Origin of the sequence: Pyrobaculum neutrophilum V24Sta (genome assembly GCF_000019805.1) — an archaeon.
GTDB classification, from domain to species: domain Archaea; phylum Thermoproteota; class Thermoprotei; order Thermoproteales; family Thermoproteaceae; genus Pyrobaculum; species Pyrobaculum neutrophilum.
Genome location: NC_010525.1, coordinates 1,544,074 through 1,561,091, shown reverse-complemented (window position 1 = coordinate 1,561,091; position 17,018 = coordinate 1,544,074). Strand labels below are relative to the sequence as shown.

Genomic DNA, 17,018 nt, shown 5'->3' with positions numbered 1-17,018 from the left:
AACGCCCGCCTATAAATCACTTCCGCCTGGCTATTGAGCGGAGCGCCTCCCGGAGGGCGGCTTTAAGCCCGCCGTCTTCATACGCCGCCAGCACCCGCGACCACTTTATCCTGAGGACTAGAAACGTCGCCGCCGCTGTGAGCGCCGCCACCGCCGCCGCCCCCAGTCTCACATCCCCCGTGTAGCTCTCAACGGCCATCAACGCGGCGTCGGCGAAGAGGGCTATGGCCGCCGACAGCACCAGCTTGCCGGCAAACACGGCGAGGAAGAACCGCCTTAGGCTGTAGCCCGCCGCCCCCAGCGGTATGTACAAGACGTCGTCCGCGAGGGGAGATACGGCGAATATGAAAACGGCTAGGTCCAGCCCCCACTTAGATACCCTGTCGAAGAACCTCTTGGCGTACTGGAGCTCCTCGCCCATAACCGCCTTCCCAATGCCGTATCCGTATAAGAAGACGGCTACTTTACCCAACGCCGCGCCGAGGGCGGTGGCCACAACCGCGGCGGCTATGTGGGGAAGATCGCCGTGCGCCGCCACATACGCCACAGTGGCTATGTACCCCGGCAGGGGGATAAACGGGATGAAGTGGGATAGGAGGACCGCTAGGAAAACGCCGAGGAGCCCGTAGTCCACGGCGTCTATCTGCCGAACCTCCGCTGCCTCCTGGAGTACTCCTCCACTATGTAGGCCAAATCCTCCCTCTCCACCTCGGGCCAGAGCTTGTCTAGGAAGATCAGCTCCGAGTAGGCCGCCTGGTAGAGTAGGAAGTTGCTCAGCCTCTTCTCGCCCCCCGTCCTCACGACCACGTCCGGCTCGGGGTTGGGGAGATCCCTGGTGTCTAGGCACTGGAAGAGCGTGTCCTCATTTATATCGGCGATTTTCACCTCGCCGCTTAGCAGCCTTTTTACACACCGCACTATCTCGGCTCTCCCGCCGTAGCCCAGGGCGAAGGTCAGGTTGTATGACGTATAGTTCCTCGTGACGGACTCGAGCTCCTCCATCAGCTTCACGACCCTGCCCGGGAGGGGCGACCTATCCCCTATGAACCTTATCCTAACCCTGTTGTCGTGTATCAGGGGGTCCTCCAGAGTCTTCCTAAACTCCTCCTCGAATATCCTGAAGAGTATCTCAAGCTCCAGCCTGCTCCTCCTGAGGTTCTCGGTGGAGAGGGCGTAGAAGGTGACGTTTCTGATCTCCCTAAGCTCCAGAGTCCAGAGGAGGAAGCTCCGCACCTTCTCCACGCCCCGCTTGTAGGCGTGGTAGAAGTCTAGGCCGGCCTTCTTCGCGTACCTCCTGTTGCCGTCTGGAATTACGGCTATGTGGCTTGGTATTTTAACAGACCCGCTCTCCCACATGTTCATCGCCTCCCCTCTCTATCGTAAGCAGTACAGGCTTGTCGCAGGTGGCCAACAACATGCCCTGGCTCTCCACGCCCATGAGCCTCTTGGGCTCGAGGTTAGCCACCACAACGACGTATTTCCCCACCAGATCCTCCGGCTTATAATATTCCGCTAGGCCCGCCACGATCTGCCTCTTCTCGGCGCCTAGATCCACAACGAGCTTTATAAGCTTCCTGGAGCCCTCCACCCTAGCCGCCTCAAGAACCTTCCCCACCCGGAGATCGACGCGTTTAAAGTCATCTATCGAGACTAGCGACATCACCACGCCGTCTATACATATATTTAAAGGTTTAGCTTGAAATCCCGGTAGGGAGCCCCGACGGTATATACAACCACCTCCGCCAACCTCGGCTCCTGCCCCAGTTGGTACCTGAAGCATATGGCGACTCCCTGAACCAGGTGGACGTAGCCTTTCCTCTCGACGAACCCCTCCTTGATCTCCTCCGCTTGCGGCAGAACGTTGGCGAAGTCTCCCCCCGCCGTGGCGAGATAGACGTCAACCCTCTCAACCTCCTCCCTGGCCACCCTACAGCCTAGGTATAGGGGGGAGTCGGAGTGGGCGTGTCTCACCGGCGCGCCGATCTGCCTAAGTCTCCCAACGACGTAGTTCACCGTCTGGAGCACTTGCTCCTTGGAGGCCAGCGGGATCAGTATAACCGCGGGGGGTACGGCATACATGCCGCCTCATATACCCCTCTTTAATATGCGTTTCGCAACCGCCGCGGCGGCGAAGCCCAGCGCGAGGGGGACGAGGTATACGGCGAATAGAAACGCGGGGATGCCCAGGTAGCTCGGCTCCACGGTGACCGTGATGGGGTTGGACCTACTCGGCATGAGGTAGCTGTTGCCGAGGTACTCCACGTATATGGTGTAGACCCCCGTCTGCTTGAAGCGGAGGCTCACCCGCGTCTCCCTCTCCGCCGTAGTGTCAACGACCTCGGTGGAGTTGTAGGTCCTGTTTATCATGTAGATCCTGACGGGGCCGGCCTCGTGTCCCACAGGGCTTTTGACGTATATCGTCACGGTGAGACCCCCATCCGCCAGGGCTATCCTCCTCGGGGCCGAGAGCTCCACCTCCGTCGGGTTTCTCACCACCCTGTAGAGCTGGGTGGAGCCGCAGGGGTAGTAGCTGTCGTCCCCCGGGAAGTAGACCGTGACGTTGTAGAGACCCGTCCTGTTGAAGACGAGGCGGGGCCCGGCCTCGCTCCCGTTTACATAGATGCGGGCTGGCAGAGGCGACAGCACCCGCACTGCGTAGCTCCTCAAGACATACGCCGTGGCGTTCGGCAGTAGGTCCCCCTCCAGCTGGAAGCGTATGGCGCACTGCGCCCTGTCCACGTAGACGTAGGTGACGTTTTCCGTGCTGGCGTAGTTGGGGTCTAGGCTCTCGAAACGCGCCGCTATCTTGAAAACCCCCCCGCGGGGGGGCGCCCACATCCCTTCGTAGCGGGAGGCGTTTCCGGAGTACACCACGGTCCCGTTTATCACTAGGGAGAGCCTGCCCGGCACGTTGCCGGGCTCGAGGGCTACCCTTATGGGGAGGGCATCGCCGTAGGTCCCCCTCTTCGGCACGTCGAGGATCAGCTTCACATATGCGCTACCTACGAACACGTTGAAGGTGGCCCTCGCGGAAAGCATACCTGGGGACTCCGCCACAGTCACAGTGCCGAGGTAGGTCCCGGCGGGCAACCTATCGATCTTCAACACGCCGAGCCCCCCGACCACCTTAACCGTGTAGTTGAAGACGTAGGTCCTACTGACCAGCTCCACCTTAGCCACGGCGTTTACCGGCCTCCCAAACAGCCGCACATATATGGGGATCTCAAGCGGCTGGCCGTAGACTATGGAGAAGATCTTCTCCACAGCCACCTCCGGCGCGGAGGGGGTAACGTATACCAAAGCCGAGGCGCGCGCAGTCCGGAAGTTGCCGCTCGCCGGCGTAAAGACGGCGGTTATGTTGTGCAAGCCCGGCCCCGTCTCCAGAGTGTCGACGAGGGCTTGGGCAGGCCTCCCGTCTACGTATATGGCCACGCGGCCGCGGGGCTCCACCAGGGAAATAGCCCTCGCGTCCACCAACAGCACCTTGCCATATTCGGCGACGTAGGGGTTCGCCGCGGTGCCGTTGATCCTCAGCTCAAGGCGGACGGGCGCGGGGCTCACCCGGAAGACCGCGCGCGCCGACGCCGACGTGATGTTTCTATCGCCGGCGACCTGCGCCTCCAGGATGTAGAGACCGGCGTCGATCAGCGGGATGTAGAGGAACCCCGGCGACTGCGCCACGGCAAACCTAGTCCCGTTTAAAGCCAGCTGGACGGCCGTCCTGTAGGGCCTGCCGCCCACCAACACGGCGGTTGTGATGTTGACGGGCTCGCCGTAGGTGTACTCTCCTCTATAGCCCAGCCTCAGCTGGGGCACCGCCTTGGCCACCGTCACGTTGTAGAACGCCGCCAGGCCTCCGATCCTCAGGACAAGGCTGTAATTGCCAGCGCCGAGCATCCACGTGTCCACGGCCACCTTGCCCGACGCCGGCAACGTCAGCCCCCCCAACGAGATGGATCCTCCTCTGGGGGGCGGGGCGAAGCTTATCTTCATGACGCCGCCGAAGACGTTGTCAACGATGGTCACGTTGGGCACCACTGCGATTCTAACCCTTTGGTAGAACACCCCATCTGTAGCCGTTACGACGTACACGCCGGAGTACGGCGGGATGTAGCTAGCCGCCGGCGCCCTTGTGCCGTTGGCGTAGAGCTTGACCTCCCCGCAGCTGCCCTCCGCGGTTACGTTGACGGAGATCCTCCACGTCATGTTTAAAGCGCTTATCTCGATCCTACACCTGTCTAGGATGGGGAGCCTCACCGTCTCGTTGTCCACCACCAGGGCGACGTAGCCAGAGGGCTTCAGCGGCTTTAGGCCTAGGTATATAGCGCCTCCAGCCGTGGCGTTGAAGTCGACCACGGCGCCCTCAGCCACATAGACCTGCTTCGCGCCGCGGATGGTGAGGTTGGTGTAGGTGTAGGCGTTGACGTACTTGGGCTCTATGGTGGGGCCGAAGAGGAAGGCCCAAGCCAAGGCCGCGAGGAGGGGGAGGACGAGGAGGCGCACGTGGACAGCCGGCCCCCCGTATAAAAAGGTTCCTGGGGTAAAGTTATTAAGTCTTGTGTGTAGTTCCGCCGTGGTTAAGCTGATGACTATAGACGTGTGGGGCACCCTGGTGCCTGTGGAGCCCGCGGTTAAGGCGGTGGTGGACGCCATACACAGAAGTCTGGGGGGGCGGGTGCCGTATCAGACGCTACACGCCCTCGTCAACGAGGAGAGGAGGAAGATGAAGTTAAACAGGAGGGAGAGGCAGGAGGTGGTGCCCCCCATCTACACCCTGCTCAACATCCAGCGCCAGCTGAGGTCTAGGGGCATAAACGCCTCTTTTGACGTATACCAGGTGCAAGACGCCATAGACGAGGCGGTCTCCCGCCTGGAGGTTCAGCCCTATGAAGACGCGGTTGAGGCGGTGAAGCACGCAAGGGCGGAGGGCTACAGGGTGGGAATAATATCCAACGTCTTGCTCTGGCGCTCACGGGCCACGAGGGGCCTTCTGGCGAACCTAGGGATATCGCAACTCGTCGACCTCCAGCTGTACGCAGACGACGTCGGCTACGTGAAGCCGGCGGTTCAGATTTTCGAAGCGGCTAGGGCTCTGCTCGTCGGCGACGTGGTGCCAGACGTCTACCTCCACATCGGGGACGACTTCTACGAGGACTTCCTAGGCGCGTTGATGGCGGGCTACGGCGCAGTGTTGATAGACAGGTGGGGGCAGTACACAAAACGCGACGTGACGGAGTCCGTCACCTGTAGAGCCTACATCGTCAAAAGCCTAAAGACGCTACCCCTCGTGCTCCACGAGGCGGAGAGCTGCGTCCCTAGGTCTCAATAGCGCCGGCTAGGTACCTTGCGTACTCTATAATCGCTTTGACGGCCGGCGACTCCGAAAGCCTCAGCTTCAGCACCTCCACCTCCAGCGCCTGCCTCGCCGCCTGGAGCAACTTGTCGAAGGGAACCAGGTGGGGCCGCTCCCCCAGCGCCTTCTCCACCACGGCATCCCAGGGGGCTGAGTGCACCGTGCTTACTGGGTACTCCGGTATGTACATGTTCAAAATGGGCTTGAGCCTCCTCCCCCCGACGACCCCCAGGTAGCTCTTTGTCGTCTCTATGGCTGAGACATCCGGCGTCACCACCGGCACGACGTAGTCCACGAGGCCGGCCACCGGCGTGTTGGCCGAGAGCGGCGGCGTGTCTATAAACAGGGCCCGGGGCCTCAGCCTCGTCTCCACGGCGTTTAACACCTGCTCCAGCTGCCGCCTTGCGACGGGCGTGTCTTGGCCCAGGTACGCGAACACCACCTGGAAGGCCCCCTTCTCCGTGTTCCACCTCCTCATGTAGAAGCCCCTGAGCGGGTCCCCGAGCCTCCCCGCGAAGAAGTCCGACAGGGAGGGCCTCCCCCACGTGGCCAGGGGGTCCCCCATCAGGACAAGCGCCGCCGTGCCCACGTTTGGCGTAAGGTCGAGGAAGACCACGGGGTATGCGGCCGCGTCGCGCCAGAGGTAGGCCAGCAACACGGCGGTGTTCAACGCGACGGTGGTCTTCCCGGTGCCCCCCTTCGTCCCCGAGAGGAAGAGGATCCTCTTCATATCTCCGGCGCAGAGACCGGCCTCCTCTTTATCTCGTCGGGTGTGGGCTCCCTCTTGGCCTCAGCCGGGGGCCTCTCCTCGGCCCTCTTCCTCTGGGCCGTGGGGAGGAGGAGGGCCACGCTGGCTATGTACACCACGGCGGCTGCGATAGGCCACTGACACAGCACTGCGAGTATGAAGGCGGCGGCGTTTAGCGACAGGCCTATGGCGTACCTCACGGTGGGAAGGGGCTCGCCCTCTTATATCTGTTTCACTTAACAACCTTGGTGTAGTTGAAAACAGCGTTTTCAATGACGTCGCATATCCCCTCCACGTCCCCCGCCTTGGCCTTCGCCCAGAGGGGGGTGTCCCTCCTCAGTATGTACTTCTTCCCGATCTTCTCCAGGTAGCCAGCCGCCAGAAGGGCTTCGCACATGTTGGCGACTTTAAACACCACCGACTTCGTCGGCCTCATCTTGGCCTCAGCCCACCGCGACACGTCGCCGACTACGAAGCTGACTACGTTGCCCTTGGCCCCCGCCACAATCTCCACGAGAAACCTAGCCAACACCTCACACATCTTCACATCTAACTCCCCCGTGTCGTATATAAATACCTTCAGCCGCCTAGACGTGCGCGTGTTGGCCATAGGCACCACCGGCTTAAACATGAGGGAGCTGGCGGCGTCGCTGGAGAGGGTACACGGTGAGAGAGGCAGGGGGAGGCTCGGCGTCTACTTCGTGGAGGAGGAGCTGAAAAGGGAGGTGGACTGGGTGAGCTTCCTAGACAGCGACGACTACCACTGGCAGGAGCGCGTGTGGAGGGAGGCAGTGGCGCGCGCCGTCGCCAGAGTCGAGGAGGAGGCGCCGGACCACGCCATACTGTTCATGAACCTGCCCTACTTCCGCAAGAGCAGGTTCTTCCCCGCGGTAGACATCGCGGTGGTGAAGGCGTATAGGCCCGACCTCGTAGTCACGCTGATGGAGGAGGCCCACGTGGTGTGGCGCAGGATCCAGCTCCGGGAGGGCCGGGAGAAGACCGGGGCGGCACTCCGTCTGAAGGACGTCTTCGCCTGGCGGACAGTCTCCATCCTCCTCGGCGACACCATAGCGAGGGCCATCGGCGTCCACAACATCGTCACCGCGGTGAAGCACCCCGCCAAGACCATCTACGCCATGGCTGTGGAGGGCGCCAGGCCACGCTTCTACCTGTCCTTCCCCATATCCCTAGTGAGGGGCGACCCGGAGGCGAGGAGGGAGATAGACGGCTTCAGGCTGGAGATGCACAGGAGGTACCACGCCTTCGACCCATTGACCATGGACGAGCGGGTTCTCAAGTCGGCGAAGAGGAGGGGGGACGTCGCCGTGTTGGAGGGGCCTGAGCGGTGGCTTTTACCCCAGGGGCTGGAGCCGGCCGTCGGCGACGAGCCAGAGCTTTACCCCATGGAGATCCCCGCGGACCAGGTGGAGGAGGTGGAGGCGGACATAGACAACCTCATAAGGTTTAGAGACTTCAGGTTCATACTGCAGTCGGATGCCGTGGCCGTCTACCGGCCCTTCATGAGGAGGACGCTCCACAGGGGGGTCTTCAGCGAGATAATGTACGCCGTAAACACCGCACACAAGAGGGTCTTCATCTACCTCCCGCCGGAGGATAGAGCCACCGGGATGGACTCGCCCTTCGACCCTAGCTCGGTGGAGGAAACCCCCGGGAGGTTCTACGAGGCTATTGAGAAGTTCGCCTCCCGCTTCTCAGTTGGCCGATAAACTCCTCTATCTTCTCCCGCCCGCTGATTTCCACGAACCCGCGCCTCTCGTCGACTACATACAAGACGTCTTCCTCCGCGAAGGGGAGGTAGAGGATCTTCACGTCGCGGGGCCACGCCCCCCGCGGATCCCTAGTCACGAGATAGGCCTTCACGCCTAGTGGTTCAACCCCAAGCTATATTTCCAACGCGTAAAAACCCATCTGCGCCCCACAGTGGAACTTTCAGCGTCGTCTAGCCTCTTCACCCCTCAAGCCGACCGAACCTCAACACCGTCTTTAAGCGGAGACAGATATTTAAGTGAGCGTCCCCAAGGCCTACATGGACTACAGGCTGATCCTCGGCATAGCCATAGGCGTAGCCCTCGGCGTTTTGGCTATGGCGTTATTCGCCGGCCAATCCCAACCGCAGACCGCCGCCGCTTGCCCAACCTCCGTCGAGGCGATAAAGAAAAGGGGGAAGCTCGTGGTTGGGACCTCGGCGGATTGGCCCCCCTATGAATACGTCGAGGGCGGGAGGATCGTCGGCATAGATATAGACATCGCGAGGAGGATCGCGGACAGCCTCGGGGTTCAGCTGGAGATACGCGACATGAAGTTCTCCGCGTTGATCGAGGCGGTGAAGAGGGGGGATGTGGATATGGTCATAGCAGATATGGCTGTGACGCCGGAGAGAGAGCGGCAGGTCCTCTTCTCTATCCCGTACCAGGTGGACACCTCAGTGGTCATCGTGAGGAGAGGCGAGGCGGTCTCGGGCGTAGAGGCGCTTAGGGGGAAGAGCATCGGGGTGCAGGTGGGGACGGTCCAGGAGGATTGGGCGGTGAAGACGCTGGGCAACTACTCCAAGATTGTGAGGTACGACAAGGTCTATCCCTATATGGTTGAGGCGCTACGTAAAGGCGACGTGGACGCCATCGTTGTCGGCGGCGTCGTGGGGAAAGCGTTGGTTAAGAGGTTCCCGGACCTCGAACAGGCTTTTACGGTCGGGGTGCGGTACAGCGCCGTGGCGGTGCCGCTGTGCGCCTACGACCTCAAGATCCAGATCGACCGGGTGATATACGACATGCTTCAGAGCGGCGAGTTGGAGCGGCTCATCAGCGGATGGGTGGAGAGATGGCTCTATGGCTCATAGTGGGGGTCGCCATAGCTCTGGCCTCGCCTTTCACCAACACGGCTGTTGTGGAGCTAGATGGGGCTAAATACGCCGTGTACACCGCCGACAACCTGGCCAGGTGGACCATCGGGTACATGAACGTCACCGCCTACGACCCGCGGGGCGTGGGGGCCGTGGGCATGCTCTTCGTCTTCCCCAAGAACTCGACCTACTGCTTCTGGATGAAGAACACCTACCTCCCCCTGAGGATGGTGTGGATTGCCGGCGAGACCGTTACGCAATCTGCTCTAGCCGCGCCGCTTGATACTACCCCCATCTGCGGCTACGGAGACAAAGTCCTGGAGCTAAGGCCGGACCTCCCCCCGCCTGCGGTGGTGGCCGTGGAGCGGCCGCGGAGGCCTGGGCCGTGAGCCCGGCCGGCGGCTACTGAGCGGCCCGCTGGCCGTCAGCGAGCAACGACCTCGTCACTGGTCGGTGGGGTTCATCCTCTTCACACGGCGCCAGCGGCGCCCATGTTTATATACGTGCCCGCCTCCTCCTATATGCTTCAGTACGTCTACGCCTCGCTTGCCGCATACGTCGCGTCCTTCGCCCTGGGGATAGCGGGTTTGCATGCGGCGTCGGCGGCGGCGGGCGTCGCGTCTGTGGTTTTTTCGGGGCTGGCTCTGGCGAGGGCGTACGCGTGGCTCCAAGCGCTTAGGGACGCCTTCTGGGAGAGGATCTCCGGCGTGTGGCTAGGCGGGGAGTACGTCGCCGCTATATGGCTCTACGTCATCTCGGGCGTCGGCGTACACGCCGTGGGGGCCGTTTTAACCGACCTCCTGAGGTCAATGGCCTTTCAGCCAGTTGGTTTTCAGCCGGTTGGCCAAGATTTGACAAGGCTTGTGGGGGTGGTCGCCCTGGTTCTGGGCCTGCTGGCGCTGGTGGGGGTGGGGCTGGTGGCCTGGGCCTACCTCATTGAGGTTTTCACTAGGGATCTCTACCTCATCAGGGCTGTGGCTGGGGTGGGGGCCTTTAAGCCCTCCAGCGCCACCTTCTACATAGTTCTCAGCCTCGTGACGACGGGGTTTTTATACTACTACTGGCTGTATCAAGTGTGGAGGTGGATATCCCAGATGAGGTCCTCGACGGCGTTGCCGACCTCGTCGCCAGGTCCCGTTGCACAGTAGCGCTGACGGGAGCCGGCATATCGACGGCCAGCGGCATCCCAGACTTCAGAGGGCCCCAGGGCCTTTGGCGCACCGTCGACTCTGACAAATTCGACATCGCCTACTTCAGAAGAAGCCCAGACGAGGTGTGGGACCTCTTCAGGCTTCTGTTTACCCCCCTCCTAGCCGCTGTCCCCAACCCAGCCCACTACGCCCTGGCTAGGCTTGAGGAGGCGGGAAAGCTCTGCGCTGTGGTGACCCAGAACGTGGACGGCCTACACCAGAGGGCCGGGAGCAGGAGGGTGGTGGAGCTACACGGCTCGCTTAAAGACGCCGTGTGTACAAAATGCGGCGCCCGCCTCCCCCTTGCCGACGTGGTGAAGGGCCGCGGAGCCCCCAGGTGCCCCCTCTGTGGGGGCGTCCTCAAGCCTGATGTGGTCTTCTTCGGCGAGCCCCTCCCCAGAGGGGCCCTGGAGGAGGCGCTGGAGCTCGCTGAGACTTCAGACGTCTTCCTAGCCGTGGGCACCTCCCTAACGGTCTACCCGGCCAACACCCTCCCACTCCGCGCCAAGAGGCAGGGGGCAAAGCTGGTGATCATAAACGCGGAGGAGACCGCCCTAGACCACCTGGCGGACTACGTCGTAAGGGGGAGGGCCGAGGTGGTTCTGCCTAAGCTGGCGGAGAGGGTGTTGAACACTCTATCTTAAACGGCGTTTTGTCCATGAGCGCCTTCTCCGCCTTGGCCTTGATCTCCTCCGCCTTTATACACGATACGTCTCTGAGCAACCCCAGAGCCTCCCTCAGCATGTGCTCGAACCTTTCCGGGAGCCCCTCCTGGAGTTTTACGAAGGCCGCCGCCAGCAGTATCAGCCCCCGCACCGCCTCGTCTCTGGTCTCCATCCAGATCCTCTCCAAAGCCCCATGCGCCTCCCAGAACCGCTCCCTGTTGAAGAGCTCTACGTACCTAATGAAGCCGCCTCCCTCCTCCGGCGCGGCCACCTCCAGCACCCTCCCCACGGCTTGCTCCACGTATGCGGCCGCCGCCGGGGGGTCCTCCGCGTCCACGTCTATCTCGACGTGTCTAGTGGCGATGCGGACGGTGATCACCCTAAGCCTTTCCCTAAGGCGGCGTATGAGGTGGCGCCTCTGGCTTGGGGTAAAACCTGGGTTTTCCGCGATTATTAGGACCCTCACTTGGTGAGCGACATCAAAACCGCCATGAAGTCCACTATGTCTCTAAAGGACACCATGCCCACTAGCTTACCCGCCGAGTCCACGACGGGGAGGTGTCTGATGTCTAGCTGGCGCATCTTCTCCATGGCCTCGGTCACCAGCGCGTTTTCGTTTATGACGACCGGGTCCTCGGTCATCACCATCCAGACGGGCGTGTCGGGGGCGAGAGCTCTTGCGACAACGTACACCAGATCTCTCTCCGTGACTATCCCCACGGGCCTTCCCTCGTCGTCTACCACGACCACGCTCCCCACCTTGTTTTCGTACATCCTGATGGCCACCTCCCTCACCCTCTCGTTTTCCTTCGCAGTTACGACGTTTTTCACCATTATGTCTGAAACCCTCAGCGGTAGCTCCCGTCTTTTTATCAAAGGCATAGCATTTAGTTCTCAGCTCTATTTAAATTTTTATAATGGTCCTTTTTATCACTAGATCTAGATCGACCATCACTTTTACATCTCCATATACCTCCTTCATCTTTTTTACAATGGAGATCATCCTGTCGAGCCTTCTGATGAGGTCTGCGTTGTCGGGCAGGGGGCCGCCGGCGTAGAACTCGACACCCTCGGCGGGCTTCAGCTCTATGCCGAAGGCGAAGGCGAGCTCCTGGAACTTGAGCCACCTCTCCTCCACTGCCTCCAGCGTAAGCCTGTTTGTGCGGTACTTCTCGGCGTAGTCCCTCAGCGAGGTCAGCAGCGCCTCAAGCTCCGACAGGGTTACCAGTATCATCGCGACAGGTAGTAGGCTATTTCCACGTTGTCTACGCAGAACTTGACCATGCCGGCCGTCTGGCTGGGGCAGCCGAAGCTGTTTAGCTCAGCCTCCTCCTTGGGCAACGGCGGTATGTCTCTTGGCTGCGGCAGAGGCGGTATGACCTCCGGCAGCTGCGCCTGGGTGATATAGCTCTCCTCGGGCCCCACCACCAGCGTGTAGTCCCGGAGCTTTAGGTCATCCGCCATCTTCTCGGCCTCCACCAGCGTCTCTAGCACGGAGGAGAGGGCTGCGTATAGGTAGCCCAGGGTGCCTAGGCCAACCACGTAGTTCCCCACCTGCCGCCGGGCCAGCAGTATGGGGGTAGACTCCATCTGGGGGATCAGGCTCCTCAGCTGCCACATCAGCTTCTCCACGTGGTTCGACCTCACGACTATCATATGATTATCCTAATGCGCCCCCCCGACGTTTCCACATACACCTCCTCCTCTGGGCCGAGGATCTTCATCAGCACCTCCTTTATCCTGGGCTCTATCTGCAGGTCTGCCACCCTCCTCTTCTGGATGCCCCTCATGGCACCACTATCAGCGTGTTTTTCCCCCTGAATACCACGTACATATCCGGGGGGAAATATCTAAGGAGGTTTATGGGCACACCCGTGGGCTGAGGCGGCCAGTAGAAGTTAACCCGGGAGCCCTTCACCGCCACGGGCTTCACCTTGTACTTCTCCAGCAACGTCTCCACGTCCTCGATCAGGTGTATCTGAGACGTGTGTATAATCATGCCGACTACATCGGTGCTGTTTTTATATTTTGCTTTAAGAGGGCCCCCGCGGCCTGTAACGTATTTATACGGTCTCCACGTCTGCGCCCATGCAGGCCGTTGTTCTAGCCGGCGGCTTTGGGAAGCGGCTGGCGCCTCTCACCTCTGAGGTCCCAAAGCCGCTGTTGCCTGTGGGGGGGAGGCCTATCTTGGTTAGGCAGATCGAGTGGCTGAGGAGGTACGGGATTGTCGACATCGTCTTGGCGGTGGGCTATCTCCGCCACAAGATCTTTGAGGCGCTGGGAGACGGGCGGAAATACGGCGTCCGCCTCTTCTACAGCGTCGAGGAGGAGCCGCTGGGGACCGGAGGCGCCATAAAAAACGCCGCTCCGTATATAACAGACGACGTGTTCATCGTTGTAAACGGCGATGTGCTCACGGACCTCCCAATAGAGGGGTTGGTGGAGGCGCTAGAGGGCGCTGACGGGGCGATAGCGCTTGTGCCCCTTAGGAGCCCCTACGGCGTTGTGGAGTTCGACTCAAGCGGCTACATCTCTAGGTTTAGGGAGAAGCCGCTTCTGGAGGGCTTCTACATAAACGCGGGGGTTTACGCCCTGAGGAAAAGGGTGCTGTCTGAGCTACCCGACCGCGGCAACATAGAGGAGACCCTGTTCCCGTCGCTGGCTAAGCAGAGGCGTCTAAAGGCCGTCGTATTTAGGGACGTCTTCTGGCGTTCGGTAGACAGCTTGAAGGATCTAGAGGAGGTAGATAGGCACTTCGCCGGCAATGAACATTGAAGACGTAGTTCTCAAGTACGCATTAGCCAACGCGGTGAAATACGGCGGTAGGGCAGACGTCAAGGCCGTGATGGCGAAGATAATGGCCGAGGTGCCGGACCTAAGGCCTAGGGCTAGGGAGGTGAGGCAGCTCGTCGAGGCCGTCGTGGCGAAGGTAAACTCCATGCAGCCGGAGGAGCAACTGAGGTTGCTTAGGGAGAGGTGGCCCGAGGCTCTGGAGGAGCGGCGGGTGGAGCAGAGGAGGCCTGGGATAGAGAGTCTGCCCGAGCTCCCCAACGTCAGAGGGGGCGTAGTGGTGCGTTTTGCCCCGAATCCAGACTTCGTGCTTCACCTCGGGAGCGCCAGGCCGGCCATATTGAACTACGCCTACAGGATGAGATACGGGGGCAGATTCATACTTAGGTTCGAGGACACGGACCCCCGGACGAAGAGGCCTCTCGTCTCCGACGAGGTGAACGCGTACGAGGCCATAAGGGAGGACCTCAGGTGGTTGGGGGTGAGGTGGGACGAGGAGCACATCCAGTCCAGGAGGATGGAGATCTACTACGACCACGCCAGGATGCTTCTGTCAATGGGCGCCGCATACGTCGACCTCTGCCGGCCTGAGGAGTGGAGGAGGCTGAGAAACGCCGGGAGGGCTTGTCCACACAGGGGTCAGAGCCCCGAGGAGGCGCTGGAGCTGTGGGACAGGATGTTGAGGGGCGACTTCGGGGAGGGGGAGGCCGTCGTGCGGATTAAGACCGACCTCTCCCATCCCGACCCAAGCGTGCGGGATTGGGTGGCTTTTAGGGTAATCGACACCTCCAAGACGCCTCATCCCCTGACCGGCGATAGATACGTCGTGTGGCCTACCTACAACTTCGCCGTGTCTATAGACGACCACCTTATGGGGGTCACCCACGTGCTTAGGGCGCAGGAACACAGCGTAAACACGGTGAAGCAGTCCTACGTCTTTAAACACTTCGGCTGGGAGCAGCCAGTCACGATCCACTTCGGGAGGCTTAGGATCGAGGGGGCCTCCCTCAGCAAGTCTAAGCTGAAGGCCTTGAGGGTTAGATACGACGACGTGAGTCTGCCGACTCTGGCCGGCTTGAGAAGCCGGGGGATTCTGCCCGAGGCGATCTGGGAGCTCATACTGACGGTGGGCATAAAGCCCTCCGACACCACGGTGGCTCTCTCCAACCTATTTGCGCTGAATAGGAAGAGGGTGGAGCCCGCGGCGAATAGGTACATGTTTGTGACGGAGCCCGTGAAGCTCGTCTTTGAGTCAGATAGGGAGCTGGTGGCGAAGATCCCGCTACACCCCAGCTACAGGGAGCGGGGGGAGCGGGTGTACAAGCTGGGGCCTGGGAGGGTTGAGGTATATGTGTCGTCCCGCGACGTGAGACCCGGCGCCGTGGTTAGGCTGATGGAGTTGGCCAACGTGGAGGTGCTGGAGGTGGGGGGCGGGGCGGCGCGGGGGAGGCTACACAGCCTAGAGCTGGAGGCCGCGAGGCGGGTGGGCGCGCCGATAGTCCAGTGGGTTGCGGACCCCGTGGAGGTGAGGGTCGTCAAACCCGTGGCTGTGGGGAAGAAGGTGGAGGAGGTGGGCCTCGGCGAGAGGGCGCTTGAGGCCGTCGAGGAGGGGGCCTACCTCCAGTTCTTTAGGTATGGGTTCGTGAAGAAGGTGGGGCGGCTGGACTTCGTCTACGTCCATGACTAAGCTACTCTTCGACGCGCTAACGCCGAAGCAGGCGAGGATAGCGGCGGTTCTACAGAGGGAGGGCGCGGGGAGGGGGGTGGAGCTCTTGATAACGTGCCGCGACTACCTCCACCTCTCGGACGTCTTGGAGATGTACGGCGTGTCCCACATCTGCGTCGGGAGATACGGCGTTGGTCTCTACGAGAAGCTCGTCTACGGCCTTGAGAGGCAGATGCGTCTGGCTGAGCTGGCGAGGGGGGTAGACGGCATGTTGAGCTTCCCCTCTCCCGACGCCGCGCGGGTCCTCTTCGGCTTGGGGAAGCCCCTGGTGGTTTTAAACGACACCCCACACGCCGAACATGTAAACAGGCTCGTCATACCCCTGTCCAACGTCCTGATCGCGCCGGCGGCTGTGCCCGCCGAGGCGTGGAGGCCTTACTGCCCGAGGCGCGTCGTGACCTTTGACGGCGTGTTTGAGTACATGTGGATCTCGAGGTTTCGGCCTGACGAAGACGTCGTCAGAAGGCTGGGGCTTAAGCCGGGCGAATACGTGGTGTTTAGGCCGGAGGAGGCCCACGCGGCTTACTACAGATGGGACGCGGGGGGGATCAGGGCCGTGCTCCTCGCGGAGCTGAGGAGGCGGGGGTACGTGGTGGTCAACGTGCCGAGGTACCCTGACCAGCTCGTGGAGGGCGTGGTGAATTTGACCAAGGCCGTGGACCACCTACAGCTTGCGTACTTCTCCGCCGGCGTCGTAAGCGGGGGGGCGACAATGGCCACCGAGGCGGCGCTTCTGGGGGTGCCGGCGCTCTCCTACTTCCCAGGCGACTACCACCTAGACCGATACCTGGCGGAGAGGGGGGCGCCGCTGTTTCGCTGTAGAGATGCCGAGACGTGCGCCTCAGCTCTAGACGAGATGCTTCGGCTGGGGAGGACCCAGCCGCCGCGTCTGGAGGACCCAACCCCCCTCATACTGGAGGAGGCCCTGGCGGCGGTGAAGAAATGATGGACGGTATGTTTATAAGCCCAAACGTAGCTTGGGTCGATGAGGGCAGTGGCCTTCCTAAAGGTCGATAGGGACTACGGCGTTGTTTTTCTCGACCTCAAGCTGGCCGGGCTGAGGGAGGCGGAGGGGGCGCCGGCTAGGTACGCCCAGACGCTGGAGGCCATCCAACAGGATCTGGTGAAGATCATGCCTAAGCTGAAGGACATGTACACGCTTGACGTGGCTCTGGAAGATACCGCCGGGAGGAGGTTCGTGGCTAGGTTTTACACATATGGGGGGATCGTCTACTACGCCGTGTTGATCTCCGAGAAGAACAAGCTCGGGAGCCTGCTTAGGAAGCTCACGGCACACGGCTGGAGGCTACTCGTCCTAATAGAGAAGAAGGCGGTTAAGAAGAACGAGACAGACGTTCGGTAGCCCCCCTGCGGCTCCCGGCCCCGGGGGCCCGCCCGTTGAGGCGCCCGGAGGCGGCCGCTGAGTTCTTGGCGATTCACGCCTAGGGGTCTCCTCCTCGCCTGCGCCTTCGCCGGCGCCTTGGGCGTGGCGGTCGTCTGGCATGGGGCTGGACGGCCCTCCTCCTCGGGGGCATCCTACGAGATACCCCTTCCTCTGTAGATACGCGCTTTAAGCCCCTCCGCCTGCGCCACGCCGACCAACGATGGGGAATGAAGCCTCTTGCCCTGGACTGTTGTTACAGCTATCCAGGTAGGGGGCCGCTGAGCGTCGGCTGACGGTAAAAC

25 protein-coding genes are annotated in these 17,018 nt (G+C 61.4%); 10 read left to right on the top strand and 15 right to left on the bottom strand.

Features of this window, described 5'->3' with window-relative positions; translation table 11 throughout:
- Positions 1–16: 16 nt before the first annotated feature.
- From TNEU_RS08985 to TNEU_RS08965, 5 genes are read right to left on the bottom strand one after another with little or no spacing between them, the layout of a single operon-like run.
- Entirely contained in the window at positions 17–634 is a 618-nt protein-coding gene (locus TNEU_RS08985; RefSeq protein WP_012351115.1) for a DedA family protein, read from the bottom strand.
- 5 nt (positions 635–639) lie between these two features.
- On the bottom strand, positions 640–1,356 hold the full coding sequence (uppS, locus tag TNEU_RS08980) for a polyprenyl diphosphate synthase (protein ID WP_012351114.1): 717 nt from the start codon (positions 1,354–1,356) through the stop codon (positions 640–642).
- The gene (metG, locus tag TNEU_RS08975; RefSeq protein WP_148682435.1) at positions 1,334–1,660 is read right to left on the bottom strand and encodes a methionine--tRNA ligase subunit beta; all 327 of its coding nucleotides are present in this window, start codon (positions 1,658–1,660) and stop codon (positions 1,334–1,336) included. Before metG ends, uppS begins: the two co-directional genes overlap by 23 nt.
- Before the next feature lie 23 nt (positions 1,661–1,683).
- On the bottom strand, positions 1,684–2,079 hold the full coding sequence (locus tag TNEU_RS08970; protein WP_012351112.1) for a hypothetical protein: 396 nt from the start codon (positions 2,077–2,079) through the stop codon (positions 1,684–1,686).
- A 6-nt stretch (positions 2,080–2,085) separates the two neighbouring features.
- The gene (locus TNEU_RS08965; protein ID WP_012351111.1) at positions 2,086–4,503 is read right to left on the bottom strand and encodes a hypothetical protein; all 2,418 of its coding nucleotides are present in this window, start codon (positions 4,501–4,503) and stop codon (positions 2,086–2,088) included.
- Positions 4,504–4,573: 70 nt separating this feature from the next.
- On the opposite strand from TNEU_RS08965, the gene TNEU_RS08960 reads away from it, so the two are divergent.
- On the top strand, positions 4,574–5,329 hold the full coding sequence (locus tag TNEU_RS08960) for an HAD family hydrolase (protein ID WP_012351110.1): 756 nt from the start codon (positions 4,574–4,576) through the stop codon (positions 5,327–5,329).
- On the opposite strand, the gene TNEU_RS08955 is transcribed toward TNEU_RS08960, so the two are convergent.
- From TNEU_RS08955 to TNEU_RS08945, 3 genes are read right to left on the bottom strand one after another with little or no spacing between them, the layout of a single operon-like run.
- Positions 5,316–6,083: a MinD/ParA family ATP-binding protein gene (locus TNEU_RS08955; protein WP_012351109.1), complete on the bottom strand. Its 768-nt coding sequence runs from the start codon at positions 6,081–6,083 to the stop codon at positions 5,316–5,318. The two genes, TNEU_RS08960 and TNEU_RS08955, sit on opposite strands and share 14 nt — an antisense overlap.
- Positions 6,080–6,301 (bottom strand): hypothetical protein, encoded by a 222-nt coding sequence (locus TNEU_RS08950; protein WP_012351108.1) that lies wholly within the window; start codon positions 6,299–6,301, stop codon positions 6,080–6,082. Before TNEU_RS08950 ends, TNEU_RS08955 begins: the two co-directional genes overlap by 4 nt.
- A 32-nt stretch (positions 6,302–6,333) precedes the next feature.
- Positions 6,334–6,642, bottom strand: coding sequence for a hypothetical protein (locus tag TNEU_RS08945; protein WP_012351107.1), 309 nt, complete (start codon positions 6,640–6,642; stop codon positions 6,334–6,336).
- A 52-nt stretch (positions 6,643–6,694) separates the two neighbouring features.
- On the opposite strand from TNEU_RS08945, the gene TNEU_RS08940 reads away from it, so the two are divergent.
- Positions 6,695–7,828 carry a hypothetical protein gene (locus TNEU_RS08940; protein ID WP_012351106.1) on the top strand — a complete coding sequence of 378 codons (1,134 nt, stop codon included), beginning with the start codon at positions 6,695–6,697 and terminating at the stop codon, positions 7,826–7,828.
- Here the strand turns inward: TNEU_RS08940 and TNEU_RS08935 are convergent.
- Positions 7,788–7,982, bottom strand: a complete 195-nt coding sequence (locus TNEU_RS08935) for a hypothetical protein (RefSeq protein WP_012351105.1) — start codon at positions 7,980–7,982, stop codon at positions 7,788–7,790. The genes TNEU_RS08940 and TNEU_RS08935 overlap by 41 nt on opposite strands.
- A gap of 166 nt (positions 7,983–8,148) precedes the next feature.
- Here TNEU_RS08935 and TNEU_RS08930 point away from each other — a divergent pair, with 166 nt between their 5' ends.
- From TNEU_RS08930 to cobB, 4 genes are all read left to right on the top strand, one after another.
- Positions 8,149–8,958, top strand: coding sequence for an ABC transporter substrate-binding protein (locus TNEU_RS08930; protein ID WP_148682433.1), 810 nt, complete (start codon positions 8,149–8,151; stop codon positions 8,956–8,958).
- Complete coding sequence (locus TNEU_RS08925; protein ID WP_012351103.1) at positions 8,940–9,350, top strand: DUF192 domain-containing protein; 411 nt, start codon at positions 8,940–8,942, stop codon at positions 9,348–9,350. Before TNEU_RS08930 ends, TNEU_RS08925 begins: the two co-directional genes overlap by 19 nt.
- 132 nt (positions 9,351–9,482) lie before the next feature.
- Positions 9,483–10,109 (top strand): hypothetical protein, encoded by a 627-nt coding sequence (locus TNEU_RS08920; protein WP_148682432.1) that lies wholly within the window; start codon positions 9,483–9,485, stop codon positions 10,107–10,109.
- Positions 10,037–10,795 carry an NAD-dependent protein deacetylase gene (gene cobB, locus TNEU_RS08915; RefSeq protein WP_148682431.1) on the top strand — a complete coding sequence of 253 codons (759 nt, stop codon included), beginning with the start codon at positions 10,037–10,039 and terminating at the stop codon, positions 10,793–10,795. Before TNEU_RS08920 ends, cobB begins: the two co-directional genes overlap by 73 nt.
- Here cobB and TNEU_RS08910 read toward each other — a convergent pair.
- The 6 genes from TNEU_RS08910 to TNEU_RS08890 are packed head-to-tail and all read right to left on the bottom strand — an operon-like array spanning position 10,758 to position 12,815.
- Positions 10,758–11,282, bottom strand: coding sequence for a DUF309 domain-containing protein (locus TNEU_RS08910; protein WP_012351100.1), 525 nt, complete (start codon positions 11,280–11,282; stop codon positions 10,758–10,760). The genes cobB and TNEU_RS08910 overlap by 38 nt on opposite strands.
- The gene (locus TNEU_RS08905; RefSeq protein ID WP_012351099.1) at positions 11,279–11,698 is read right to left on the bottom strand and encodes a CBS domain-containing protein; all 420 of its coding nucleotides are present in this window, start codon (positions 11,696–11,698) and stop codon (positions 11,279–11,281) included. Before TNEU_RS08905 ends, TNEU_RS08910 begins: the two co-directional genes overlap by 4 nt.
- Before the next feature lie 22 nt (positions 11,699–11,720).
- Positions 11,721–12,050 carry a hypothetical protein gene (locus TNEU_RS08900; RefSeq protein ID WP_012351098.1) on the bottom strand — a complete coding sequence of 110 codons (330 nt, stop codon included), beginning with the start codon at positions 12,048–12,050 and terminating at the stop codon, positions 11,721–11,723.
- Entirely contained in the window at positions 12,047–12,472 is a 426-nt protein-coding gene (locus TNEU_RS08895; RefSeq protein WP_012351097.1) for a hypothetical protein, read from the bottom strand. The genes TNEU_RS08900 and TNEU_RS08895 overlap by 4 nt, the downstream gene beginning before the upstream one ends.
- Positions 12,469–12,606, bottom strand: a complete 138-nt coding sequence (locus TNEU_RS10335; RefSeq protein ID WP_012351096.1) for a hypothetical protein — start codon at positions 12,604–12,606, stop codon at positions 12,469–12,471. The genes TNEU_RS08895 and TNEU_RS10335 overlap by 4 nt, the downstream gene beginning before the upstream one ends.
- Positions 12,603–12,815, bottom strand: coding sequence for a hypothetical protein (locus tag TNEU_RS08890; protein WP_012351095.1), 213 nt, complete (start codon positions 12,813–12,815; stop codon positions 12,603–12,605). Before TNEU_RS08890 ends, TNEU_RS10335 begins: the two co-directional genes overlap by 4 nt.
- Positions 12,816–12,904: 89 nt before the next feature.
- On the opposite strand from TNEU_RS08890, the gene TNEU_RS08885 reads away from it, so the two are divergent.
- Genes TNEU_RS08885 through TNEU_RS08870 form a run of 4 tightly spaced genes read left to right on the top strand, consistent with a single transcriptional unit; the run spans position 12,905 to position 16,695 of the window.
- Positions 12,905–13,591 (top strand): nucleotidyltransferase family protein, encoded by a 687-nt coding sequence (locus TNEU_RS08885; RefSeq protein ID WP_012351094.1) that lies wholly within the window; start codon positions 12,905–12,907, stop codon positions 13,589–13,591.
- Positions 13,581–15,293: a glutamate--tRNA ligase gene (locus TNEU_RS08880; RefSeq protein ID WP_012351093.1), complete on the top strand. Its 1,713-nt coding sequence runs from the start codon at positions 13,581–13,583 to the stop codon at positions 15,291–15,293. Before TNEU_RS08885 ends, TNEU_RS08880 begins: the two co-directional genes overlap by 11 nt.
- On the top strand, positions 15,286–16,278 hold the full coding sequence (locus TNEU_RS08875; RefSeq protein ID WP_012351092.1) for a DUF354 domain-containing protein: 993 nt from the start codon (positions 15,286–15,288) through the stop codon (positions 16,276–16,278). The genes TNEU_RS08880 and TNEU_RS08875 overlap by 8 nt, the downstream gene beginning before the upstream one ends.
- A 39-nt stretch (positions 16,279–16,317) precedes the next feature.
- On the top strand, positions 16,318–16,695 hold the full coding sequence (locus tag TNEU_RS08870; RefSeq protein WP_012351091.1) for a hypothetical protein: 378 nt from the start codon (positions 16,318–16,320) through the stop codon (positions 16,693–16,695).
- Positions 16,696–17,018 lie beyond the last annotated feature (323 nt).